Source organism: Flavobacterium defluvii (assembly GCF_900129555.1).
Lineage (GTDB): Bacteria > Bacteroidota > Bacteroidia > Flavobacteriales > Flavobacteriaceae > Flavobacterium > Flavobacterium defluvii.
Genome location: NZ_FQWC01000001.1, coordinates 294,529 through 320,835 on the forward strand (window position 1 = coordinate 294,529; position 26,307 = coordinate 320,835).

General features: G+C 36.3%; 14 protein-coding genes. 1 reads left to right on the forward strand and 13 read right to left on the reverse strand.

The annotated features are described in order from the left end of the window. Nucleotides 1-39 precede the first annotated feature (39 nt). Together BUC29_RS01355 and BUC29_RS01360 are read right to left on the reverse strand one after the other, a co-directional pair. Nucleotides 40-465, reverse strand: a complete 426-nt coding sequence (locus tag BUC29_RS01355; RefSeq protein ID WP_073412637.1) for a CBS domain-containing protein — start codon at nt 463-465, stop codon at nt 40-42. Nucleotides 466-930: 465 nt separating this feature from the next. After that, the gene (locus tag BUC29_RS01360) at nt 931-1,149 is read right to left on the reverse strand and encodes a helix-turn-helix domain-containing protein (protein WP_073412639.1); all 219 of its coding nucleotides are present in this window, start codon (nt 1,147-1,149) and stop codon (nt 931-933) included. Nucleotides 1,150-1,266: 117 nt separating this feature from the next. Between BUC29_RS01360 and BUC29_RS01365 the strand changes: the two genes are divergently transcribed. Then, nucleotides 1,267-1,605, forward strand: coding sequence for a hypothetical protein (locus BUC29_RS01365; RefSeq protein WP_073412641.1), 339 nt, complete (start codon nt 1,267-1,269; stop codon nt 1,603-1,605). A gap of 47 nt (nt 1,606-1,652) precedes the next feature. Here BUC29_RS01365 and BUC29_RS01370 read toward each other — a convergent pair whose 3' ends face one another. The 11 genes from BUC29_RS01370 to BUC29_RS01425 all read right to left on the reverse strand — a co-directional run bounded on the left by BUC29_RS01370 (nt 1,653) and on the right by BUC29_RS01425 (nt 26,303). Further along, nucleotides 1,653-3,656 carry an OmpA family protein gene (locus tag BUC29_RS01370; protein WP_073412643.1) on the reverse strand — a complete coding sequence of 668 codons (2,004 nt, stop codon included), beginning with the start codon at nt 3,654-3,656 and terminating at the stop codon, nt 1,653-1,655. Nucleotides 3,657-3,667: 11 nt separating this feature from the next. Continuing rightward, complete coding sequence (locus BUC29_RS01375; RefSeq protein ID WP_073412645.1) at nt 3,668-4,579, reverse strand: PorP/SprF family type IX secretion system membrane protein; 912 nt, start codon at nt 4,577-4,579, stop codon at nt 3,668-3,670. A gap of 49 nt (nt 4,580-4,628) precedes the next feature. Next, nucleotides 4,629-16,406: an Ig-like domain-containing protein gene (locus BUC29_RS01380; RefSeq protein WP_167369513.1), complete on the reverse strand. Its 11,778-nt coding sequence runs from the start codon at nt 16,404-16,406 to the stop codon at nt 4,629-4,631. Nucleotides 16,407-17,002: 596 nt separating this feature from the next. After that, a complete protein-coding gene (gene queG, locus BUC29_RS01390; RefSeq protein WP_073412651.1) occupies nt 17,003-17,929 on the reverse strand; it encodes a tRNA epoxyqueuosine(34) reductase QueG in 927 nt (308 codons plus the stop codon). Further along, on the reverse strand, nt 17,926-19,272 hold the full coding sequence (locus BUC29_RS01395; RefSeq protein WP_073412653.1) for a cytochrome P450: 1,347 nt from the start codon (nt 19,270-19,272) through the stop codon (nt 17,926-17,928). Before BUC29_RS01395 ends, queG begins: the two co-directional genes overlap by 4 nt. Nucleotides 19,273-19,334: 62 nt before the next feature. Then, nucleotides 19,335-20,150 carry an alpha/beta hydrolase gene (locus BUC29_RS01400; RefSeq protein WP_073412655.1) on the reverse strand — a complete coding sequence of 272 codons (816 nt, stop codon included), beginning with the start codon at nt 20,148-20,150 and terminating at the stop codon, nt 19,335-19,337. Nucleotides 20,151-20,159: 9 nt separating this feature from the next. Then, nucleotides 20,160-21,182 carry a Holliday junction branch migration DNA helicase RuvB gene (gene ruvB, locus BUC29_RS01405; protein WP_073412657.1) on the reverse strand — a complete coding sequence of 341 codons (1,023 nt, stop codon included), beginning with the start codon at nt 21,180-21,182 and terminating at the stop codon, nt 20,160-20,162. Between the two features lie 110 nt (nt 21,183-21,292). Continuing rightward, nucleotides 21,293-23,095 carry a cytochrome c oxidase subunit I gene (locus tag BUC29_RS01410; protein ID WP_073412659.1) on the reverse strand — a complete coding sequence of 601 codons (1,803 nt, stop codon included), beginning with the start codon at nt 23,093-23,095 and terminating at the stop codon, nt 21,293-21,295. A gap of 33 nt (nt 23,096-23,128) precedes the next feature. Beyond that, complete coding sequence (locus BUC29_RS01415) at nt 23,129-24,319, reverse strand: cytochrome c oxidase subunit II (RefSeq protein WP_073412661.1); 1,191 nt, start codon at nt 24,317-24,319, stop codon at nt 23,129-23,131. 19 nt (nt 24,320-24,338) lie between these two features. Further along, nucleotides 24,339-25,730 (reverse strand): cation-translocating P-type ATPase, encoded by a 1,392-nt coding sequence (locus BUC29_RS01420; RefSeq protein WP_073412663.1) that lies wholly within the window; start codon nt 25,728-25,730, stop codon nt 24,339-24,341. A 27-nt stretch (nt 25,731-25,757) separates the two neighbouring features. Next, nucleotides 25,758-26,303: a c-type cytochrome gene (locus BUC29_RS01425; RefSeq protein WP_073412664.1), complete on the reverse strand. Its 546-nt coding sequence runs from the start codon at nt 26,301-26,303 to the stop codon at nt 25,758-25,760. Nucleotides 26,304-26,307 lie beyond the last annotated feature (4 nt).

A 26,307-nucleotide genomic window follows, 5' to 3' on the forward strand; every position in this document is an offset into this window, starting at 1 on the left:
AAATTCGGACTATTTAAAAAAGCATTTTTATAGAAGTGTTTACTGTGATATATAAGAGTTTAAGTGATGAATTGTATCTTTTTGAATTTCGATAATTGCCTTTACAACGTCGCTGATAGAAATTATTCCTACCACGGTTCCGTTTTCTAAAACTGGCAGATGTCGGATTCTTTTTGAACTCATAAGTTCCATACAATCATCAATATTATTCGAAAGCTGAACTGTAAAAACATTGCTTTCCATAATTTCATGTACAAATGTTTCTTTTGAAGATTTGTCTTTTAAAACAATTTTTCGAGCATAATCTCTTTCAGACAAAATCCCTTTTAAATCGTTTCCGTCAATAACAAGAATAGCACCTATGTTTTTGTCGCCCATTACTTTTAGAGCTTCATAAACTGTTGTTGTTGAACGTACTGAAAAAACATTTTTCCCTTTTGCGTTTAGTATTTGATCTACAGTCATATCTGAAAAATTTTAGTTTTCATAAAGTTATAATAAAAACAAATACAATGTGCAGCGAAATCGATTTTTTAAAAACACAACTAGTTCATTTTAAACAAAATACATCGTTTTTTAGGTTTTTAAAATTATATTTTAATGAAAGAAAACATTTACAGTCATTTTTTGTAGAAAATTAGATTTTTTAACGTTTATCAATGGTTTACAATGTTTTGGTATAGTCCCTACGGGACAAAAATGCATGTCGATATTTTTTTTTTGCTACCAATATATAATTTCTACGAAATATTTTTTATCAATTTTTAATATTAATAAGAACTCCGTTAGGAATTAAATATCAATAAAATCAAATTTTAATTTTTTTTGAAATGCTCCGTTAGGAGTTACATATCGGTAGAAAAAATCGTAATCGGAATAATATCCCGTAGGGATTATATATTAAGGTATATTAAAAGGGAAAAACATATATTATTCAAAATCTAAAAGTTCTTTCATTGAAACTCCTAAACCTTTAGAGATTGCAAGCAAATAAAGATAGGTAGGATTGAATTCGCCTGCTTCAACCTTATGTATTGATTGCTGATCTTTAAATATCAGTAATCCCAGCTTAGCTTGCGATAATCCTTTAGCAGTTCTAAGCTCTTTAATTCTAGCTCCTAAACGCTTTAAATCTTCTGATTTATCCACTTTCTTTTAATTTCAGACAATTTGCGTTTTCTATTTATTTTTTTTAACATACTATAGTATGTTATTTAAAGTTTTTCGTACATTTGGATTTCATCAAAAAACATATAAATATTACCTATGAAAACCAATGAAATTAAAAATCTAGATCATCTAAAAAAATTAACTTCTCTATATTTTCGAACATTAAAACCTCTTGATGATAATACCGAAAATAATGTGGCTCAAATTAAATTTGCAAATTATTTCGAACTTGGATGCGCTATAACCAATCTTTTAAAAATGTGTATTTTAACATTAGATCATGATGCGCATAAAATTTCAAATACAAATAAAAATCCCATTAATGTATCGCTAATTTTGGAAATGGTTTTAGAAATTTTTCCTTTGGATGAATTTGAGTTCTTGAGTGAAGTCAGCGAAATGTTTATTGAAAAAAATCACAATCTCATCACATAAACAAAAAGCCCTTTTCTAGATTGAAAAGGGCTTTTATATATTAGGGATTACATACTCGTAATTATAAATTCGCTTCGTCTGTTTTGCTGATGTTCTTTTTCGGTACATTTTACACCATCGGCACATTTATTTACTAGTTGTGTTTCTCCGTACCCTTTTGCTGTTAAACGGCTCGGATCAATTCCTCTTTGCTCAAGCCAGTTTTTTGAAGACTGTGCTCTTTTATCTGATAAAATCTGATTGCTTTCTGTAGATGAACGACTGTCGGTATGCGAACGAATATCTATTTTTATGGTTGGATATTGTTTTAACATATCTACAATTTTTTGCAGTTTAGGTTCGGATTCTTTTTTAATTGTTGCTTTACCTAAATCGAAAAAGTTCATCGGGATGTTTAACAATTTTACTAAATCGGTTCCGATTGTAATGTTAACTTTAACTGGTTTGATAGCGTTTCCTTTTATTACTACCGGCATTGCTTTTACGATTGGTTTTGGTTTCTTTTCTAAAACTATCGGAAGCGAAACTGAACCTGTTGCTTTTTTAAGCGTTATAGAAACTTCTTTTGGCAGATAATCTTCTTTTGAAGTTCTGATAAAATATTTTTTTCCGCATTTTACATTCGAAAAAATATAATTTCCGTTTGAATCAGATTTTCCGTCAACTGCAGATTTTCCTGCATCATCAAATAAAATCAATGAAACGTCTGAAAGCACTTCATTAGTTTCTACATCTATAATTGTTCCGGATATTTGCTGTTCGCAGATTAATCTTCTGTTTTCTGTAAATCGGTAAATATCATCTAGTCCGTGACCGTTTACTCTGTTTGAAGAGAAAAAACCATTTCTGTTTTTGCTGTTGATTGAAAAAGCAAAATCATCTTGTTTACTGTTAACAGGTTCTCCAACATTTAATACTTCATCAAAAGCGCCATCTTTATTTATTTTTGATACATAAATATCAAGTCCGCCTAAGCCAGGTCTTCCGTCTGTAGCAAAATAAAGTTCGTTTTCGTCTGAAATAAAAGGAAAAGTTTCTCTTCCTTCTGTATTAATCTCCGGACCTAAATTTTCCGGCGTACCGTATGTTCCGTCGGGCAGTATGCTTACTTTAAATATATCTGAAAGTCCGTAGGTTCCCGGCATGTCTGATGCGAAATATAATGTCTTCTCATCGACACTTAATGCTGGGTGTGCAACGCTGTATTGATCACTGTTAAAAGGAAGTGCCTCAACTTCTTTCCATTCGTTATTAATTAATACTGCTTTGTAAAGTTTTAAAAATGTAATATTGTTTTCATTTTGTCTTCTTTTACCGTTTACAGAATTATTTCTCGTAAAGTACATTGTTCGCCCATCTTTTGTAAAAACCGGAGTAGACTGATTGAGGTTTACTTTTAAATTTTCTTTGTGAAATAATTCAGGTTTTCCAATGCTTCCATCAGGATTTAATTCAGCTGTATATAAAGTCGAAATTGCTTTATTTGTCCATTTAAAATTCTTTTTGATGATTGAGCCTGTATCTCTTGCTGATGTAAATACTAGTTTGTTATCTAAAATTGTGCTTCCGTAATCTGAATCTTTTGAATTAATTCCGGCATCAGCAATATCAAATCGTCCTGAATTGAATTTAATATCTTCTAAATAACTTCTGTTTTTTAAAAACAAAACGCTTCGTTTATCTAAAGGTGCTTTTTGAGCGAACTTTTCTAAAACTGCATCTGCCTTGCTATAACTTCCAATTGATTTTAAACATTGGGCATAGCGATACATATACTCAGGTTCCTGATTTTCGTTTATGCTAAATAATTCCTGATAATATCTTAAGGCATCTTCTAATTCTCCTATATAGTAATATGAATTTCCAAGCCGCTGAAATATTCTTTCTTCTTTAACTCCTTTCTTTACTAACTTTTCATACGCTGTTATAGCATTCGCGTAAGCGTAACTGTCGTATTTTTTATCTGCATTTTTTATGCTGGCTGTCTGAGCATTTACATGAAAGAAAAAGCAAAAGAGTAAAAAGGAATAAACTAAATTTTTCATCATCATATTTTAATCTATTAAAAGAATCTTGGTGAAGTAAGTTTGCTATAGTTATTAAAGAAGTCAAAACGAAGGAAAATTTCGTGCGATCCTGAGTTGTATTTTTGTAAACGGGTTGTTTCGTGATCGTAACCGTATCCTATATACATTCCTTTTGTAACCTGAAACCCTGCCATTGCACTTACTGAAGCGCTCCAACGGTAAGCAACACCCAAAACAAATTTGTCATTAAACATAAAGTTTCCTGAAACGTCTACTTGTAAAGGAGCTCCTTCGACCATTTTTGTTAATAAAGCCGGTTTGAATTTTATGTATTCTAAACGATCTAAATTGAATACATAACCTGCCATTAAATAGTAGTTGATTTTTTCTTTGAAAATGGCAACGTCATTATCATCATATCGGTTTGTTTCGATAAAATTTGGAACAGACAAACCAATGTAAGCCTTATCTGAATGCCAGTAAACACCCGCACCAATATTGGGTGTAAACTTGTTTCTTAAATCCTGAAACATTTCATCATTCTGATCTTCATAGCTTAATTTACTTACATCAAGATTGAAGAGATTTGCCGTTGCTTTAATACCAAATGAAAGCTTAAAGGATTCAGAAGTTGGAATACTATATGATAAATCTGCCGACAAGGTGTTTTCATTCGTTGGTCCGATTTTATCATTTACCAAAGAAACTCCTAATCCCAGATTACTGTTATTTAAAGGTGTATTTATAGAAAAAGTACTTGTTACCGGCGCTCCGTCTAATCCAATCCATTGTGTACGATATAACCCAAAGGCACTCAAAACACCACGAGAACCTGCATATGCAGGGTTGATCTCGATTGTGTTATACATATATTGTGTGAATTGAGAGTCTTGCTGAGCCGAACACACAACTGTAAAAAACATGAAAATTAAGCCTAATTTTTTCATTTATAAGAATTTTAAAAACGGCCTAGCTTAACTAAGCCGTTTGTAATTTTTATTTATTAATATATAAATAACCTGATTGTTCGTGAGGATTAGAACCGCTGTCTTTGTATTTCAGAATGTAGAAATAAGTTCCTACTGGTAATCCTTCTGATTGTTTCATAGTTGTACGCCCTTCAGAATATCCTTTAAATACTCTGTCCTGATTATTATATCCGGATTTTTCGAATACCAAGACTCCCCAACGGTTGTAGATTTCTACTGTATTATCTGGGTAACATTCTATTCCCTGAATGTAGAATCTTTCGTTTTTCTGATCCCCATTTGGAGAGAAAGCTTTCTTAACGTCGATTACGCAACCATTTAATCCTATTACAGTAGGGTTGTCTCCGTTGATTCCATCATTATCAGAAAGGTCTTCAACTACTACTCCTTTTGCACTGCTTCCTTTAACACTTGCCTGATTTGTAACTTTTCCGTTATTGATATCAGTTTGAGTGATTTTATAAAGGGCCTTGAAATTACTATCATTTGATTCCCCAACTGCTAAATCAATTGTCTGACCTGAAACAATTACTCCTGGCAACGGATCTGTAATTGTAATTCCTTTTAATGGTACATTTCCAGTATTTGTTACTACAAATTTGTATGTAATTGTTTCACCTGCTTTTGCAATGTTGTCATTGTTCTCGTCATTGAATACAGCTGTTTTAACAATTGCAATTGCCGGAACTTCAACAAAAACTGTTAATGTTGCTGATGCGCAATTTGTTGTCGTTGCTGCTTTTTCACAAATTTGATATGTAATTTCATATGGCCCTCCCGGTGTATTAGGTTTTACATTTACAGTTCCATCAGCATTGAATTCAAAATTTGAATTACCTGAAGTATTTGTAATTGTAATATCCAAAGGATTAATCGCTGCTCCGTTTAACAAGTCATTATCTAAGACATTTATGAATTCAAGAGATCCATTAATTCCATCTACAGCTATTTCTCCATCGTTATTAGCTACAATTGGTGTAACTGGAGTAACTGGAATATTTGTATTTATTACGTCAACACTCACTATTGCCTGACTACAATTTGACGAATTTAAAACATCGCATATTTGATAAGTCAATTGATAATTTCCTGCCTGTGTTCCTGGTTTGATATCTACTGTACCATCAGCGTTTAGAATTAAACTAGCGTTTGGAAGTACTGTACTCAAAGTTACGTTTGCCGGAATAACTGCTGATCCGTTTTGTGTGTCATTTGTAAATACATTGATTCCCGTGCTTGTTCCTTTAGCAATATCAATTGGCCCTGCATTATCATTATTTGCTTTGATAACAAATGTTGGACTTGCGTTACAACCAGGTGTTGCCGGTGGATAATTTACCTGAACACTAACTGTTGGGTTTAATGAAAACTCCATTGTAACTGCTGGTCTTGTATTTTCAAATCCATCTGCACCTTGTGTCCATTGACCATTTGAATTTATCCATCCTGGCCAGTCAACTCCATTTCCGCTTCCGTCCACAACTGCACCTGGCCACAAGATATTACCGCTTAATGGTAAGTTAGTTTGTGTTGCCACCACATTGTTTGCACTATCAATCCATCTAATCGTTAATAGATTATTTGGTGTAAAGTTGTCTGGAACAACATTGTATGAAACATAAGGAACATTATTAGAACAGTAGCTGTTTGCCGTTATTGTCATTGTAGGCTCATCGACTGTTACTTTAACAGAAGCTGAACTACAATTTGTTGGATTCAGTTTTTCACAAATTTGATAAATCACTTCATAAGTTCCTCTTGGTGCATTTGCTCCCAATGTAACTGTTCCGTCAGGATTTACTGTTAAGAATCCTGTTGGGTCTGGTGTAACTACAGAAAGATTCAAGTCGTTTGCAACAACTGGTAATCCGTTGTTTGTATCATTATCAAAAATATTTATAATTGTTTGAGGATGATTTACCCCAACTACTGATCCTACTATATCATCAATTGCCTGCAATAAAGCGCCGCTAGTTACTACAACTTTTGAAATTACGGCATCACAGTTCGCTGGGTTGGTAACCTCACATATTCTGTATTCTACATCGTAAATTCCAGCCGGTGTATTTGATGCAACTGTTACGGTTCCGTCTGCATTAAGTGTTAATCCTGATGGAACACTAATAGCAGTTAGAGTTACTTGTCCGGCACTTGTACCTATTGCAACCGGATTTCCGTTTAAGGTATCGTTAGCTGTTAAAGCTGCTGTTGTACCACCTGTGCTTCCATTTATCGGAGCCGTAGTTTCGGTTACTGCATCAATTACTGGTGTTGGTGCAGTACTATTGTCTACCACAACTTTTGAGATCACAGAATCACAATTAGTTGGATTTGTCACCTCACAGATCCTGTATTCTACATCGTAAATTCCAGCCGGCGTATTTGGTACCACTGTTACGGTTCCGTCTGCATTAAGTGTTAATCCTGATGGAACACTAATAGCAGTTAAAGTTACTTGTCCGGCACTTGTACCTATTACAACTGGATTTCCGTTTAAGGTATCGTTAGCTGTTAAAGCTGCTGTTGTACCACCTGTGCTTCCATTTATCGGAGCCGTAGTTTCGGTTATTGCATCAATTACTGGTGTTGGTGTCGATGCTCCAACTGTTACAGTTACTGTGTTTGAACTGCAGTTTGATGGGTTTAGTTTCTCACAGATCGTGTAAGTCAGCGTGTAAGTGCCTGCCGGAGCATTAGCCCCTAATGTTAAACTTCCGTCTGGGTTTAAAACTAAATATCCTGTCGGATCTGCTGTAGTAGTTGTCAGATTTACATCTGATGGTACCAGAGCGGTTCCGTTTTTAGTATCGTTATCAAATACATTTACTGGTAATGTCTGAGGCGTGCTGCCTGCTGTAACTGATCCTATTGTGTCTGCATTTGCTACTAGTGTTCCTGCCGTAACCACAACTTTTGAAATTACTGTATCACAGTTTGTCGGATTGGTAACTTCACAGATAGTGTATTGAACATCGTAAGTGCCTGCTGCTGTATTTGGTGCAACTGTTACTGTCCCGTCTGCATTCAATGTTAATCCTGCCGGAACGCTTACTGCTGTTAATGTTACTTGTCCTGCTGATGTTCCAATCACAACCGGGTTTCCGTTTAGGGTATCGTTAGCTGTTAAAGCTGCTGTTGTGCCGCCTGTGTTTCCGTTTACTGATGTCGTAGTTTCAGTTACAGCGTCGATTACCGGTACACCTACCGTTACACTTACAGTGTTTGAACTGCAGTTTGTCGGGTTTAGTTTCTCACAGATAGTGTAAGTCAGCGTGTAAGTGCCTGCCGGAGCATTAGCACCTAATGTTAAACTTCCGTCAGGGTTTAGAACTAAATAGCCTGTCGGGTCTGCTGTTGTAGTTGTCAGATTAACATCTGATGGTACCAGAGCGGTTCCGTTTTTAGTATCGTTATCAAATACATTCACAGGCAGTGTCTGAGGAGTGTTTCCTGCTGTAACTGATCCGATTGTGTCTGCATTTGCTACTAGGGTTCCTGCGGTAACCACAACTTTTGAGATTACTGTATCACAGTTCCCTGGATTTGTAACTTCACAGATTGTGTATTCTACATCGTAAGTGCCTGCTGGTGTGTTTGCCGCTACAGTTACTGTTCCATTAGCATTTAATGTTAAGCCTGTCGGAACGCTTACTGCTGTGAGTGTTACCTGTCCTGCTGATGTTCCAATCACAACTGGATTACCATTTAAAGTATCATTAGCTGTTAAAGCTGCCATTGTGCCGCCTGTGTTTCCGTTTACTGAAGCTGTAGTTTCGGTTACAGCGTCAATTACGGCTGCTCCTACCACAACTTTTGAAATTACAGTATCACAGTTCCCTAGATTTGTAACTTCACAGATTGTATATTCTACATCATAAGTTCCTGCTGCTGTATTTGATGCCACTGTTACCGTCCCGTCTGCATTTAATGTTAATCCTGCTGGAACGCTTACTGCTGTGAGTGTTACCTGCCCAGCTGAAGTTCCAATTACTACCGGATTTCCGTTTAAAGTATCATTAGCTGTCAGGGCTGCTGTTGTACCGCCTGTGTTTCCGTTTACTGATGCTGTTGTTTCAGTTACTGCATCGATTACTGCTGCGCCTACTACTACTTTTGAGATTACCGTATCACAGTTGCCTGGATTTGTAACTTCACAGATAGTGTACTGAACATCATAAGTTCCTGCCGGTGTATTAGCCGCAACGGTTACTGTTCCATTAGCATTCAATGTTAAGCCTGCTGGAACGCTTACTGCTGTTAATGTTACTTGTCCTGCTGATGTGCCGATCACAACCGGATTTCCGTTTAGGGTATCGTTTGCTGTCAGGGCTGCTGTTGTGCCGCCTGTGTTTCCATTTACCGAAGCTGTAGTTTCGGTTACTGCATCGATTACCGGTACGCCGACTGTTACAGTCACTGTGTTTGAACTGCAGTTTGATGGGTTTAGTTTCTCACAGATCGTGTAAGTTAACGTGTAAGTGCCTGCCGGTGCATTGGCCCCTAATGTTAAGCTTCCGTCCGGGTTTAGAACTAAATATCCTGTCGGGTCAGCCGTAGTAGTTGTCAGAGTTACATCTGATGGTACAAGGGCTGTTCCGTTTTTAGTGTCGTTATCAAATACATTTACAGGTAATGTCTGAGGCGTGTTTCCTGCTATTACTGATCCGATTGTGTCTGGGTTAGCCACAAGTACTCCCGCTGTTACCACAACTTTTGAAATCACTGTATCACAGTTGCCTGGGTTTGTAACTTCACAAATGGTGTATTGAACATCGTAAGTGTCTGCTGGTGTATTTGCTGCAACTGTAACGGTTCCGTCCGCGTTCAATGTTAAGCCTGCTGGAACGCTTACTGCCGTTAATGTTACCTGTCCTGCTGATGTTCCTATTACTACCGGGTTTCCGTTTAAAGTATCATTAGCTGTCAGGGCTGCTGTTGTACCGCCTGTGTTTCCGTTTACTGATGCTGTTGTTTCAGTTACTGCATCGATTACTGCTGCGCCTACTACTACTTTTGAGATTACCGTATCACAGTTGCCTGGATTTGTAACTTCACAGATAGTGTACTGAACATCATAAGTTCCTGCCGGTGTATTAGCCGCAACGGTTACTGTTCCATTAGCATTCAATGTTAAGCCTGCTGGAACACTCACTGCTGTTAATGTTACCTGTCCTGCTGATGTTCCTATTACTACTGGATTTCCGTTTAGGGTATCGTTTGCTGTCAGGGCTGCTGTTGTGCCGCCTGTGTTTCCATTTACCGAAGCTGTAGTTTCGGTTACAGCATCGATTACCGGTACGCCGACTGTTACTGTCACTGTGTTTGAACTGCAGTTTGATGGGTTTAGTTTCTCACAGATTGTGTAAGTTAACGTGTAAGTGTCTGCTGGTGCATTGGCCCCTAATGTTAAGCTTCCGTCCGGGTTTAAAACTAAATATCCTGTCGGATCTGCTGTTGTGGTAGTCAGAGTTACATCTGATGGTACAAGGGCTGTTCCGTTTTTAGTATCGTTATCAAATACATTTACAGGCAGTGTCTGAGGTGTGTTTCCTGCTGTTACTGATCCGATTGTATCCGGGTTAGCCACAAGTACTCCTGCTGTAACCACAACTTTTGAGATTACTGTATCACAGTTCCCTGGATTGGTAACTTCACAGATGGTGTATTGAACATCGTAAGTGTCTGCTGGTGTATTTGGTGCAACTGTAACGGTTCCGTCCGCGTTCAATGTCAATCCTGCTGGAACGCTTACTGCCGTTAATGTTACCTGTCCTGCTGATGTGCCGATCACAACCGGGTTTCCGTTTAGGGTATCGTTTGCTGTCAGGGCTGCTGTTGTACCGCCTGTGTTTCCGTTTACTGATGCCGTGGTTTCTGTTACTGCATCAATTACCGGTACGCCGACTGTTACTGTCACTGTGTTTGAACTGCAGTTTGATGGGTTTAGTTTCTCACAGATTGTGTAAGTTAACGTGTAAGTGTCTGCTGGTGCATTAGCTCCTAATGTTAAGCTTCCGTCCGGGTTTAAAACTAAATATCCTGTCGGATCTGCTGTTGTGGTAGTCAGAGTTACATCTGATGGTACAAGGGCTGTTCCGTTTTTAGTATCGTTATCAAATACATTTACAGGCAGTGTCTGAGGTGTGTTTCCTGCTGTTACTGATCCGATTGTATCCGGGTTAGCCACAAGTACTCCTGCTGTAACCACAACTTTTGAGATTACTGTATCACAGTTCCCTGGATTGGTAACTTCACAGATGGTGTATTGAACATCGTAAGTGTCTGCTGGTGTATTTGGTGCAACTGTAACGGTTCCGTCCGCGTTCAATGTCAATCCTGCTGGAACGCTTACTGCCGTTAATGTTACCTGTCCTGCTGATGTGCCGATCACAACCGGATTTCCGTTTAAAGTATCGTTAGCTGTTAAGGCTGCTGTTGTACCGCCTGTGTTTCCGTTTACTGATGCCGTGGTTTCTGTTACTGCATCAATTACTGCTGATCCAACCACAACTTTTGAGATCACTGTATCACAATTCGTTGGATTTGTAACCTCACAGATTGTATATTCTACATCATATGTTCCTGCTGGTGTGTTTGCTGCTACAGTTACTGTTCCGTTAGCATTTAATGTTAAGCCTGATGGAACGCTCACTGCTGTTAATGTTACCTGTCCTGCTGATGTTCCGATTACAACCGGGTTTCCGTTTAGGGTATCATTTGCTGTCAGGGCTGCCGTTGTGCCGCCTGTGTTTCCGTTTACTGATGCTGTCGTTTCAATTACCGCATCGATTACTGCTGCTCCAACCACAACTTTTGAGATCACTGTATCACAGTTCCCTGGATTTGTAACTTCACAGATTGTATATTCTACATCATAAGTTCCTGCTGGTGTGTTTGCCGCAACCGTTACTGTTCCGTTAGCATTTAATGTTAATCCTGATGGAACACTCACCGCTGTTAATGTTACCTGTCCTGCTGATGTGCCGATCACAACTGGATTTCCGTTTAAAGTATCATTTGCTGTAAGTGCTGCTGTTGTACCGCCTGTGTTTCCGTTTACTGAAGCCGTAGTTTCGGTTACCGCATCGATTACCGGTGCTGTTATTACAACTGTTACATCAGCTGGATCACAAATACTTGGATTAGTTGATTTACAAATAGTATAAGTAATTACATATGTTCCTGCTGGTGTGTTTGGAGCAACATTTATAGTTCCATTCGAATTAAAAGTAATTCCCGTTGGTAAAGTCGTTGTTGTTAAAGTAACATCCGCTGGTAAAAAAGATGCTCCATTAATTTTATCATTTGCAAAAACTGTTGAAATTGATCCTCCAATCAATCCATTAATTGATGAAGGATTATCATCTTCAGCGCAAATATAATCTGAAACAACCGCTGCTGATGATGCGCCAGAAGTACATCCGTTTGCTGTTGCTGTTACAGTATAACTTCCCGCCGGAGCTGTAATAGTGTTTCCTGACTGGGTAACCCCTGCTGAAGGGCTTACTGTATAAGTATTCGAAGCGCTGTAATTGGTAATTGTAAAACTTCCCGTTGCTGTTGAACATGTAGGCTGTGTAACAGCGCTTAATGTCGGAACTGCCGGTGTAGCTGGCTGAGAATTAACTACCGCTGCTGTTGAAGCTGCAGAAGTACATCCATTTGCTGTAGCCGTTACCGTATAACTTCCTGCCGGAGCTGTAATGGTGTTTCCTGACTGGGTAACCCCTGCTGAAGGGCTTACTGTATAAGTATTCGAAGCGCTGTAATTGGTAATTGTAAAACTTCCCGTTGCTGTTGAACATGTAGGCTGAGTAACAGTACCTAAAGTTGGAACTGCCGGTGTAGCTGGCTGAGAATTAACTACCGCTGCTGTTGAAGCTGCAGAAGTACATCCATTTGCTGTAGCCGTTACCGTATAACTTCCTGCCGGTGCTGTAATAGTGTTTCCTGACTGGGTAACTCCTGCTGACGGGCTTATTGTATAAGTATTCGAAGCACTGTAATTCGTAATTGTAAAACTTCCCGTTGCTGTTGAACATGTAGGCTGTGTAACAGTACCTAAAGTCGGAACTGCCGGAATTGGATTTACTGTTACTGATGTCGTTGCAGAAGCCGCACTTTGACATCCTGATGCATTTCCTATTCTTACACTATAGTTTCCTGAAGCAGATACTGTGATAGACTGAGTAGTAGCTCCTGTTGACCATAAATAACTATTTCCTCCACTTGAAGTCAGTACTACACTTCCTCCCGAGCAAAATGTAGTTGGTCCGTCTGCTGTAATAGTTGGTGCAGACGGCGTTGGATTTACAGTTACTGAAACTAATGTTCTGGCACTTTCACAGCTGTTTAAAGTTTGGCTTACATAATAGTTTGCCGATATTAAAGTTTCTGTTCCTGTATATAATGTCCCGCCTGTTGAGGCGCTGTACCATTTTAAGTTTGTTCCTGTCGCAGTTAGATCGCTAACTTTTTTAGCATCAGAAGCACAGAATGTCTGTGAAGATGCTGTTGGAGCCGCTGTATTATTTACTGTAACTACTACTAAAGTTCTGGTACTTTCGCAGCTGTTTAAAGTTTGGCTTACATAATAATTACCAGATGTCAGAGTTTCAGTTCCTGAATAAAGTGTTCCTCCAGTATTTGCACTATACCATTTTAAATTACTACCTGTAGCAGTTAAATCACTAACTTTTTTAGCTTCAATTGCACAGAATGTTTGTGAAGACGCTGTTGGAGCTGCTGTATTATTTACAGTAACTGATACCGAAGTTCTAGGGCTTTCTCCACAACTATTAGTACTTTGGCTTACATAATAGGTTCCTGTAACCAAAGTCTCTGTACCCGTATATAAAGTTCCGTTTGTTGAAGCGTTGTACCATTTTAAGTTTGTTCCTGTCGCAACCAAATCGCTTACTTTTTTAGCATCGGTTGCACAAAAAGTCTGAGCAGAAGCTGTTGGTGCAGCTGGAACTGTATTTACGGTAACTGCAACTATAGTTCTGGCACTTTCACCACAACTATTTGCAGTCTGGCTTACATAATAGTTTCCAGTAGCCAGTATTTGATTTGTTGGAAGTGCTGTTCCTCCTGTTGAAGCACTATACCATTTTAGGTTAGTCCCTGTAGCTACCAAATCACTAACTCTTTTATTATCTGCAGCGCAAAAAGTCTGAGCAGAAGCAACAGGTGCAGAAGAAGTTGTATTAATAGTTACCGATACCTGAGTTCTTGAACTTTCGCATCCGCTTACAGTTTGACTTCCATAGTAATCACCTGTTGTCAAAGTCTGAGTAGATGCAAGAGCGGTTCCTCCAGTTGCTGCAGTATACCATTTTAAATTAGTTCCAGAAGCAACTAAATCGCTAACTTTTTTATTTTCAGAAGCACAAAAAGTCTGAGCAGAAGCTGTTGGAGCTGCTGGGACAAATGTTACTACCGTTGCAGCAGAACTGTTACTGGCACAACCTGCAGCATTTATTCTTTTAACTGTGTAACTACCATTTGTAGTAACCGTAATACTTTTCGTTGTTTCTCCTGTTGACCACAAATAAGTACCTGAATTACCAGATGATGTTAATACAATACTTCCAGTGGCACATGTAGTAGAACCACTTGCTGTAATAGTAGGTGTAGTTGCTTGTGCATTAATTGTTACAACTACTGGCTTTATAAACTGGCATCCGTCGTTAGAAACCGCTTTTATATAATAAGTTCCTGAAGCCGTAACAGCACTAGGTGTTGCGTAAGCAGTCGATGCATTTGCATCCGTCCAGTATGAAAGTGTCATATTTGGCGTACTTCCTGCTGTAACTGCCGGAGCTGTTATGTCTACTGTAGAAGGCGCACAAACTGCCGCAGGGTTAGTTACAACAAATACAGATGATTTTGGAGTTACGGCTGCACTGGCGGAATTGTTTGCTGTATTAGTATCAATTGACGATGGTAATGATGCCGTATTAGTATAATTTCCTGATGCATTTATTGTTGCAACAATTTTTAATGTTGTAGATGTTTGGGCATCCAAGTTACCAATACTCCATGTACCTGTTGCTGAATCATACGATCCTACGGAGGGTGTTGAACTTACAAAGGTATAACCGGAAGGAAGTAAATCGTTTACGGAAACTCCTGAAATATTATTACCACCTAAGTTGCTTACCTGAATAGTAAATTCTACATTTGATCCTATACATGGCGTTGCATTATCAACCGTTTTTGTAATTCCCAAATCTGTACATAACGTAACACTAACAGGTTTAGATTGTGTTTGAGCTCCACAAGTTAAAGTTGAAGCTACAGAATAGGCTCCTGTTTTTGTTGCTGTGTAAGTTGATGAATTGGCTCCTGTGATAGCAGTTCCGTTAAAATACCACTGATAAGGTGCAAAACCTGCAGGTGTTGTTAATTCTGCTTTATTGTTAGTACAGCCACCACCTGAGATATAAGTCATAGTAGGATCTTCTGGCTGAACCGCAAAATTAGAGAAAAATCCTGCCATCGAGAATCCTCCTCCCTGCTGTACAATTGAAACGGTTAGTTTTGCAGCACTGGAAATAGAAAGAATATTTGGGCTGCCTATTTGTGTATCTTCAAAATTAATTATGTACCAGCCAGTTGTCCCTAATTGATGACGGGCAGTGATCCCGCTTATAGTTTCAATATTAGTTCCATTAACCATTACTGCATCTGTAGCACTTCTCAACAGTATATACCCAAAATAAGGTAATGATCCTGTACCGTAGTTTCTAAACTTTGCTGTTTCTATAAAATTAGATCCTCCACATTCTGATACCGGTGCAATTGTCGAAATATCAACCTCACATGATTGAGCTGTTCCAGAGTATACCACAACTTTTTTATCTGCAAAAACACGCGATGCTGAAAAACTTGTATTCGATACACCATTTTGAAAAGTATAAAAACTCCCCGCTGTTGCCAAAGTAACGTTAGTTGTGCCAACTAATGCTCCTGTTGTTGAATATGTATCTATTGTTAAAGCTGTATTGTCTTTTGTAGCAACTACAGTAGTTTGTTCTGCAGTATCATTTCCTTTTCCTCTTTCAATAAAGTACTCCGTTCCTAAAACTGATTCGGGCGGAACCTGATTAAAAGCCCCATCTCCACAGCCACCCGGCGTATCTATCGCTGCTGAAGTATTCATTACAACAGGATTCGAAGATTCTACCAATGTTCCTATAGCTGCTTTAAATAAATAACTTTGTCCGGAATTTAAGGTCGTTACAATAGCATTATTAATTTTTATGGTTGTATTGTCAACAGTAGCCATAATGCTGTAAATAGGACGCTGATCTCCAAAACCTCCAAAATTCCCTAAAGAACCGTCTCGGTAATATCCTACTCTAAATCTAATTCCTATTCCTGCATCTCCAAAACTTGTTAATGCGGCATTTCCTTTAATATCCTGATCACTGCCATCACCACCTAAAGCGTCTGAGGCAACGTTTCTTAAATTAATCGAAACTGGGGCGCTTGCGTTAATTATTAATCCAGCTCCGTTTAAAACAGTATTTAAAGCAAATGCAGGTGCGTCCTTTGGTAAACCAGCAAATCTATATACGGCCGGAGTTCCTTTTACCGCGGTTAAATTAGTGACCAACGTACCATTACTTTTAGATAATGTAATATTTACAGTAGTTGTAGAATTTGTTGCTATAACAATTTCATTTGCTTTACTAAAATATTGCCATGGAGCAGGAGCAATATAATGCTTCGTGTAGAATTGAGCCGAAGCACTATAACTCATTAATAAAAAGAACAAAACAAGAAATTGTGGCTTAAAAAATTTAAACCTATTAAAAGTAAAGTTACGCATAGACAGACCCGTTATTAATTTGAGTATTAGATATTATAGAAACTGAATACCAAAAGTTGATTTTCAGATTATTTAGCACATACGAAAAAATTGAAAAGATAGATTTAAGATTTTTGAAAAAACTTTTTTCAAAATCATTAAAATCATAAAGAGGAGTTTGGACCATAATTTTTTCAGGTTCAAGACACATAGTCGTCTTTGGATTAAATTAGTAGATTTGGTGCTGCGAAAATATATAAACACCTCAATACTAGCCACATTCCTCGACAAACTACCCAGAAAAACGTTGAAATACACTTTTTGTCGATAAAAATTAACTTTGGCAAGTCAATAAACATAGTAACTTAACAACAAATCAACAGAAATTTCTTAATTTTTTAATGAAAAATTAATATTTAGCAGTTTTAATAACAAATACGCAACATTCTCTTACAAATAAGAAAATACAGAAACGAAAAAAAAGAATACAAAAGACTGTATATCAGCATTTTAATTAAATAATAAAAAATGATAATTAGAAGTAAAATATTCCTTATCAGACTTTATTTTAGAAATTTAATATTTCGTTTAAGTCCTTCAAATTTTGTTCTTTTTATAGGGGAATTTTTAAAAACTTTTTGAAAAGTTTCTTCAGTAATTTCTGTCCAATCTTTTTTAGAAAAAGAAATTAAATCTGGATTTGGATCAAAAAGAGGTTCAGAATGTGGTTTAGAAAATCGATTCCACGGACAGACATCCTGACAAGTATCACAGCCAAACATCCATTCGTCAAATTTTCCTTTCATTTCATTAGGAATATTTTCTTTTAGTTCGATTGTGTAATACGAAATACATTTACTTCCATCAACTATATATGGAGCAACAATTGCCTGTGTAGGACAAGCATCTATACACGCCGTGCAAGACCCGCAATGATCAGTTACAGCATGATCATACTCTAAATCTAAGTCTAAGATTAACTCGGCTATAAAATAAAAAGAGCCTACTTTCTGCGTAATTAAATTACTATTTTTTCCAATCCAGCCTAAACCACTTTTTGCAGCCCACGCTTTATCTAAAACCGGCGCAGAATCGACAAAAGCACGACCGGAAACGTCACCTATATTTTCCTGAATAGAATGAAGAAGTTCTTTGAGTTTTTCTTTTATAACAAAATGATAATCCTGTCCGTAAGCATATTTAGATATTTTAAAACTTTCAGAATTTTGAGATTCAGAAGGGTAATAATTTAATAAAAGAGAAACAACACTCTTGGCATCATCAACTAATAAAGTTGGATCTAAACGTTTATCAAAATGGTTTTCCATATAAGCCATCTGGCCGTTATAATTGTTATTTAACCATTTTTCCAGTCGGGGCGCTTCTTGTTCTAAAAAACCGGCCTTAGATATTCCACAAGAAATAAAACCCAGTCTTTTGGCTTCTTCTTTTATAAACTTTGAATATATTTCTTTAGAATTAATACTCATCTTTTAGAAAATGAAACTTGAACATTTACAGGTTTTAGAGTAATTAACGGATTGAATTGAATTACATCATTATTAGATTTAATAATATATTTTTTGACAATTTGAGAAATTGTCAAACACATTTCATAAATCGCAAATCCGGTTCCAATACACATTCTGGGTCCGGCACCAAATGGATAAAAATATTGTATAGATTCTTTCTTTTGTTCACCCAGAAATCGTTCTGGCATGAACGTATCAGGATTTTTCCAATATTTAGGATTACGATGTAATTCATAAAAAGAAACTCCAATTAAGGTGTTTTTTTTTATTTTAAATTGCCCCAGAAAATCGTCTTCAAGATTTTGCCTGTCTGTAATCCACGCAGGCGGATACAAACGCATTGATTCGTTCAAAACAGCATTTGTATATGTCATTTTTTGAAGCTGCTCAATGACATTTTCAGTTTGCGATTCAATCTCAATCACTTCTTCCAATATCTTTTGCTGCACTTCTGGATTTCTTCCTAAAAGATGAAGCGTAAAGGTTAGTGCATTTGCGCTCGTTTCATGTCCTGCAATAAACAAAACTTTAATTTCATCAATCAATTGCTCGATAGACATACTTTCACCAGTATCTTCGTATCTGGTTTCCAAAAGCATATTGAGCAAATCGTTTATTTCTTCATTTGAAGATTTTCTTTCTTCAATAATTTTGCGAATAATATTGTTGCTTTCTTCTGCTAATTTGAGATGTTTTTTTACCTGACCGCTTAGTGAAAACCACCATGCTTTGTGCGGAAGTCTGATTTCTTTAATTAAAAAATTCTGTACTTCTTCAATAATAAATTTTATTCTCCCAAATTTGTTTTCGGCAGTAGAAAGCTGAAATAAAGATTTAGCAACAACATTAAATGCCAGATTACTCATTACAGGAAAAAGGTCTATTGGTTTTTCTTCAACCAGGTTCTCAATTTCCGAAGTAATGGTTTTGTTCATATTATTAACCAGCTGATTCATTTTTTGTTTATGAAATGCCGGCTGAATAAGTCTTCTTTGTTTTAACCAATAATCACCGTCGCTCGTCAATAGTCCCTTTCCTAAATATTTGGAAAGATATACAGATTGAAATTTAGATTTGTGATAGTTTTTTTGATTTTTAACTAAAATATGCTGAGCAATTTCATTGTCTCTTGACAAAATTATATACTTTGAAAAACCAATTTTAATGGAAAAAGAATCCCCAAATTTCTCAAAATATCTTTTATGAAAAGGGATTGGATTTCTTCGAACACCTTCGGCATCTTTAAGAAACCTCAATATTGAAAGTTGGCTTGGATAATTATAATTTATATTTTCAGACATTTTGAATAGAATTAAAACAAACCATTTCTATATCGGTGTTTATTTATTCTTATTGATCAAATTTATTTATTGTGCTGCAAAACCCATTCTGTTATGTCTTTGATGTTCTGAATTTCAGTATCTGGTGTATTCATTCCCACATCATGCCCCTTCCCTTCCCGGATTATTAATTTGGTTTCTACTCCTTTTCTTTTTAGCTCAGTATAAAGATTTTGAGATTGGCTCACATTAACTAAATTGTCTGCATCACCGTGAATTAACAGTGTAGGAACATTAGAAATATTATTAAAAGGACTAATTTTAATTAAGGCAAGATTACTTCCATTTGCATTAATCTTTGTTCCAGCCAACTTTTCAATAATATCCAAATGACCATTATTTTTCATGAATTCAACCGCCTCAACAGAGTCTAATCTTGAAGGGGCACATAATGCTGTTATAGATTTCATGGTCTTTTTTGTATAGCCGTACAATAATGACAAATGAGCCCCAGCACTAATTCCAACAATATGATATCCTTTTTTAGCGTAACCATATTTATTCGAAATTCCCGAAACATAGTTAACAGCAGCATCAATATCATCCAATAAATCTTTTGCGGAGGTATTATCACTTACATAACGGTAATCAACATTGGCAACAACAAATCCTTTATCTGCAATATCCTGTGCATGCTTACTTGTATATTCAAGTCCGCCCATAGACCATGCTCCTCCATGCAGAAGTATAATAACAGGCGAATCTTTTAAATTTCCATCAGGAATATATAAATCCAAAACTTGCTGATACGATTTTCCATAAGCAAGATGGGGAATATAATTTGTCTGTCCAAAAGAGTTGCAATAAGCAAATACCAGGAATAAAAAAATATGTCTCATAAAATGTTTTTAAAATAATCCTCCCTGGATATTTGTATTAACTTTTCCTAAATGCTTATATGCTTTTTCAGTAACTTCACGACCACGAGGCGTACGCATAATGAAGCCTTCCTGAATCAAAAAAGGCTCATAAACTTCCTCAATAGTTTCACTGCTTTCAGATACGGCAGTCGCCAAAGTTGAAAGGCCAACCGGCCCTCCTTTGAACTTATTGATAATCGTTAATAATATTTTATTATCCATTTCATCAAGTCCATGTGCGTCAACATTTAAAGCTTTTAATGCATATTTAGATATTTCAAGATCGATTGTCCCGTTACCTTTTATCTGTGCAAAATCACGAACTCTTCTCAATAATGCATTTGCAATACGAGGTGTTCCACGGCTTCGTCCGGCAATTTCAATAGCTGCTTCAAGGTCAATAGGCATTTTTAATATTCCGGCACTTCTTTCAACAATAGTCGTCAAAAGTTCGGTTGAGTAATATTGCAAACGAGATGAAATCCCAAAACGGGCTCTCATAGGAGCAGTTAAAAGTCCTGAACGAGTTGTTGCACCGATTAATGTAAAAGGGTTTAAATTGATTTGAACTGTTCTTGCATTTGGACCAGACTCAATCATAATATCGATTTTAAAATCTTCCATTGCCGAGTATAAATATTCCTCAACAATTGGACTCAAACGATGAATTTCGTCTATAAATAAAACATCTCTTTCATCAAGATTTGTCAATAGTCCTGCTAAATCCCCAGGTTTATCCAAAACAGGTCCCGATGTGATTTTGATTCCAACTTCTAATTCATTAGCAAGAATATTTGCTAAAGTTGTTTTCCCTAATCCTGGGGGCCCATGAAATAATGCATGATCTAAAGCTTCACCGCGTTGATTAGCAGCAGCAACAAAAACTTTTAAGTTTTCCAAAACCTGGTCTTGGCCCGCGAAATCATCAAATGACAGCGGACGCAATCTTTTTTCAAGATCTAATTCTTCTGAGTTATATCCCTTAGTAGTAGGATCAAGATTTTCATTCATTCTACAAAGATATAGAAAACTAATTAGTTTGGTAAAATAGTAAAACTGAACGTTTAAAACTTTAACTAAACAAAAAAGACTGTTATTTCTAACAGTCTTTTTTAATATTTCTAGTGGTGTAAAACTTCTTCACCTTCTTTCATTGGTACATTTTGAGGAACAAAATCTACATCATGATTTGGGTTACTATAGTCATACGGCCAACGGTATACGTGAGGAATTTCACCTGGCCAGTTTCCGTGAATATGTTCAACTGGTGTAGTCCACTCTAAAGTTGTAGATTTCCATGGGTTTTGAGTTGCTTTTTTACCGTAGAAAATACTACTAAAGAAGTTGTATAAGAATACTAACTGGAACGCTCCTCCTACAAGAGCAAATGTTGTAATTAAAACATTCACATTTTGTAAATCATCAAATAAAGGGAAGTTCGTGTTTGTATAATAACGTCTTGGTAAACCAGCCAATCCTATAAAGTGCATTGGGAAGAATACTCCGTAAGCACAAACCGCAGTTACCCAGAAGTGAATATAACCTAAGTTTTTATTTAACATTCTTCCGTACATTTTAGGGAACCAGTGGTAGATACCAGCAAACATTCCGTAAAGTGCAGATATACCCATTACTAAGTGAAAGTGAGCAATTACGAAGTAAGTATCATGAACGTTAATATCTAAAGTACTATCTCCTAAAATGATTCCTGTTAAACCTCCAGTGATAAAAGTAGAAACCATACCAATAGAGAATAACATTGCAGGGTTGAATTGTAAGTTACCTTTCCATAACGTTGTAATCCAGTTGAAAGCTTTTACAGCAGATGGAATTGCAATCAATAAAGTTGTAAAAGTAAATACAGATCCTAAGAATGGATTCATACCAGAGATAAACATGTGGTGACCCCATACAATAGTAGATAAGAATGCAATTGCAAGAACTGACATAATCATCGCTCTGTATCCGAAAATTGGTTTACGAGCATTCGTAGACATGATTTCAGAAACAAGACCCATCGCCGGTAAAATTACAATGTAAACCTCAGGGTGACCTAAGAACCAGAATAAGTGCTCAAATAATACTGGAGAACCTCCTTGGTAGTGTAAAACCTCTCCAGCAATATAGATATCTGACAAGAAGAATGAAGTACCAAAACTTCTATCAAAAATCAATAATAATGCAGCTGATAATAACACCGGGAATGAAATAACACCAATAATAGCTGTTACGAAAAATGTCCAGATTGTAAGAGGAAGTCTAGTCATAGACATTCCTTTAGTTCTTAAGTTGATAACAGTTACAATGTAGTTTAATGATCCCATTAAAGAAGATGCAATAAAGATAGCCATTGAAACCAACCATAAAGTCATACCAGCTCCAGATCCTGGAATAGCTTGTGGCAAAGCACTTAATGGAGGATAAATAGTCCAACCTGCAGAAGCTGGTCCAGCTTCAACAAATAATGAACATACCATAACAACTGCTGATAAGAAGAACAACCAGTATGAAATCATATTCATAAATCCAGAAGCCATATCTCGGGCCCCAATTTGAAGTGGAATAAGTAAGTTACTAAAAGTTCCACTCAAACCAGCCGTTAGTACAAAGAATACCATAATGGTACCGTGAATTGTAACTAAAGCCAGATAAATATCATTTGCCATTACACCATCAGGTGCAAATTTATCTCCTAATAAAATATTAAAAATTTTAAAAGACTCTTCTGGCCACGCTAATTGCATTCTGAAAAGCAGGGACATTGCAATACCAATTACTCCCATAACAATACCCGTAATTAAGTATTGTTTAGCAATCATTTTGTGATCAATACTAAAAATATATTTAGTAATGAACGTGTCCTTATGATGATGTTCGTGCTCGTGATCGTGTCCGTGATCGTGACCGTGCGCTTCTGCTGACATATATGTGTACTTTAAATTTTCTTAATAATATTATTATTTCATAGCTACTTTAGCTACAGCTGCCTTAACAGTATCTATAACTGCTTTTACAGTATCTTTAACTTTAGCAGTAGTATCTGCAGCAGTACCTTCAGCTCCTTCAGCTGGCTTTTCAGCAGCAGCCGCTTTGATATCCTGCGCCAAAGTAGTTTTTTCGCTTAACCATTTTTTATAATCTTCCGGAGTATCAACAACAACTTTCATTTGCATGTTATAGTGTGAAGCACCACAGATTTTATTACATAATAATAAATAATCAAATGTATAAGGATCTAAAGCTGTACCACCTTTTGCAACTAATTCAGCGCTTTTTTCAGCTCTTAATTTGTTGATATGAGCAACTTTTTCTTTCATAAAATCCAACTCTCTGTATTCTGCAGTAGTATAAGTTGGAACAAATGCAAATTCAGTAACCATACCAGGAACGCAGTTCATCTGTGCTCTAAAGTGAGGCATATAGGCTGAGTGCAAAACGTCTTGAGAACGCATTTTGAAATGCACTTTTTTACCTTTAGGAATGTGTAACTCAGTTACTACGATATCATCTTGAGCATTAGGATCTGACATATCAACTCCTAATGTGTTAACTCCTTCAATTAAACGTACGTTAGCTTTTCCTAAAACATTATCTTTTCCTGCATATCTAGCTGTCCATTTAAATTGCTGAGCATAAAGTTCAATTTCAACTACATCTTCATCTTTATCAACGAACATGATATTATTCCAAGCATATAATCCGTAAAGAATTAAACAAGCTAAAACCACAGAAGGAATAATACTCCAGATTGCTTCTAATTTATTACTATCAGCAAAGAATAATGCTTTTCTATCTTTGTGTCCTCTGTTTTTAAAAGAAAACCAGTATAATAACCCTTGTGTAATAACCTGAACTGTAAAAATTAAAACCCAAGTAATATTCATTAAATTATCTACTAAAAGTCCGTGCTCAGAAGCAGGAGTATGAAGTGCCAAATTACCCCATTTTAGTAAACCATAAATAGTAAATATATAAATGAATGCTAAAAAGCCAAACAAAATATATCCCTGAATGTTATTGTCATTATCTGATGCAACCTGAGAATCGTCCGAAGAAGATCCTACCTGAGTAAGATCAAATATCTTGGTCAATTGCCATAATGCAACTGCTAATAAAACTAAAACTATAATTACCAACAAACTTGTCATCTGTTTACTTCTTTAAATATTAATAATGAAAATGTTTACTTTCTTCGATGAAAGGGTTTCTTTTTGCAAGCAAAGGAGATTTAGTTAATGCAGTAAATACAACAAATATAAACAAACCTAAGAAGAAAAGAATAGATGCAATTTCAGGAACTCCGATAAACCATTTGTCTCCAACTGTACCAGGCATAATCATATTAAAGAAATCAACATAGTGACCTAATAATATTACGATACCTGCCATAACAACAACCCAGCTAAGACGTTTGAAGTCTGTATTAATTAATATTAATAATGGGAAAACAAAGTTCATAACAACTGCTCCAAAGAAAGGCAGGTTATATAATTGAATTCTTGTTACGAAATAAGTTACCTCCTCTGGAATATTAGCATACCAGATCAACATGAACTGAGAGAACCATAAATAAGTCCAGAAAACACTAATACCAAACATGAATTTAGCTAAATCGTGAATGTGGCTTGTATTTACGTACTCTAAATATCCTTTAGATTTTAAGTATAAAGTAACTAATGCAATAGTTGTGATACCGCTTACAAAGAAAGAAGCAAATACATACCATGCGAATAAAGTACTAAACCAGTGTGGATCAAATGACATAATCCAATCCCAAGCCATGATAGACTCAGAAACGATAAAGAATACTAAGAAACCAGCAGATAACTTGAAGTTCTTTTTGTAGTTTAGATCATCGTTAGCTTCATCTTGAGCTAAACAGTTTTTTCTAGAGAAATAACGGTATAAATTCCATCCTGCTAAAAAGATAGCCGCTCTAACAATCCAGAAAGGAAAGTTTAAATAGCCTGATTTACCAGCAATGATTTCATCATAATGAGGACTTTTAGGATCAGTAACACCTTCTCCTAACCATACAAAAATATGATTAAAGTGTAATCCGCATAAAACCAGAATTATAAAAAAGATTATAGAACCTGCAGGCAAATAAGCGGTGATGCCCTGCATAACTCTAAATAATACTGGAGACCAACCTGCCTGAGCAACTTGTTGAATAGCATAAAAAGCTAAAACTCCCATAGAAAGCAGTAAAAAGAAAATACATGCTACGTATAATGCAGACCAAGGTTTGTTTTGTAATTGGTGCAATACATGAGTTAAATGTTCTGTGTGTTCATCAACAGCATCAACTTTTGCATGTTCACCACCTTTGTGTTCTTCATGTGAAGCAGCAGCTTCATGATGTCCTGCTTCTTTATGAGATGCCTCAGCAGACTCTCCATGCTCAGCACCATGTTCACCATGAGCCTCAGCAGCTAGTATTTTTTCAACTTCTTGAATATCTTTAGGTGCACTTAAAAAACCATACCCAATTCCTAATAGTCCTAAAACCATTAAGATGATAGAAAAAGTTTTTAATTTACTTGAAAATGTATACATATCTATTACGATCAGTTTGTTCAACAATTATAATTGGCTTTTTAGTTTTAGAACATAGTCAGCAACTAACCAACGTTCGTGGGCACTTAATTGATTTGCGTGTGAACCCATTGCATTTAAACCATAAGTTTCAACATGAAATATACTTCCTTCAGTAATATCTCTGTCTTTATAGCTAGGTACTCCAAGAAATTTTTCTCTTTCAACCAATTTACCTTTACCATTACCAGCTGCACCATGACAGCTAATACAATAAATTTCGAAAAGTTCTTTTCCTTTTCCAGAATTTCTTTCTTCTTCAGTTAAAGGAGATTTTAAATTAGCTTTTGCTAATTCATATCCTGCTGTTGAATTTTCATATTCATAAGGTTCAAAACCTCTGTTAATAGTTCCTTCTACAGGAAGCTGACCTTCTTTACCTCCTTTAAATATATTTGCTTCTGTATATGGCTCATAAGCTACAGACTCATACATATTTGGAAAATACTGATAGTTTGGTGCCGAATTATTGTGGCAAGATGAAACTAAAATAGTTATACCAACTAAAAGTGTTATTTTATATATCCTTTTCATAGCT

Excerpts from the sequence above, each read along its gene's own strand:
- BUC29_RS01375 (WP_073412645.1), bottom strand. The coding sequence starts at position 4,579 with ATGAAAAAATTAGGCTTAATTTTCATGTTTTTTACAGTTGTGTGTTCG.
- BUC29_RS01395 (WP_073412653.1), bottom strand. The coding sequence starts at position 19,272 with ATGTCTGAAAATATAAATTATAATTATCCAAGCCAACTTTCAATATTG.
- BUC29_RS01425 (WP_073412664.1), bottom strand. The coding sequence starts at position 26,303 with ATGAAAAGGATATATAAAATAACACTTTTAGTTGGTATAACTATTTTA.
- queG (WP_073412651.1), bottom strand. The coding sequence starts at position 17,929 with ATGAGTATTAATTCTAAAGAAATATATTCAAAGTTTATAAAAGAAGAA.
- BUC29_RS01410 (WP_073412659.1), bottom strand. The coding sequence starts at position 23,095 with ATGTCAGCAGAAGCGCACGGTCACGATCACGGACACGATCACGAGCAC.
- ruvB (WP_073412657.1), bottom strand. The coding sequence starts at position 21,182 with ATGAATGAAAATCTTGATCCTACTACTAAGGGATATAACTCAGAAGAA.
- BUC29_RS01370 (WP_073412643.1), bottom strand. The coding sequence starts at position 3,656 with ATGATGATGAAAAATTTAGTTTATTCCTTTTTACTCTTTTGCTTTTTC.
- BUC29_RS01355 (WP_073412637.1), bottom strand. The coding sequence starts at position 465 with ATGACTGTAGATCAAATACTAAACGCAAAAGGGAAAAATGTTTTTTCA.
- BUC29_RS01415 (WP_073412661.1), bottom strand. The coding sequence starts at position 24,319 with ATGACAAGTTTGTTGGTAATTATAGTTTTAGTTTTATTAGCAGTTGCA.
- BUC29_RS01365 (WP_073412641.1), top strand. The coding sequence starts at position 1,267 with ATGAAAACCAATGAAATTAAAAATCTAGATCATCTAAAAAAATTAACT.
- BUC29_RS01420 (WP_073412663.1), bottom strand. The coding sequence starts at position 25,730 with ATGTATACATTTTCAAGTAAATTAAAAACTTTTTCTATCATCTTAATG.
- BUC29_RS01400 (WP_073412655.1), bottom strand. The coding sequence starts at position 20,150 with ATGAGACATATTTTTTTATTCCTGGTATTTGCTTATTGCAACTCTTTT.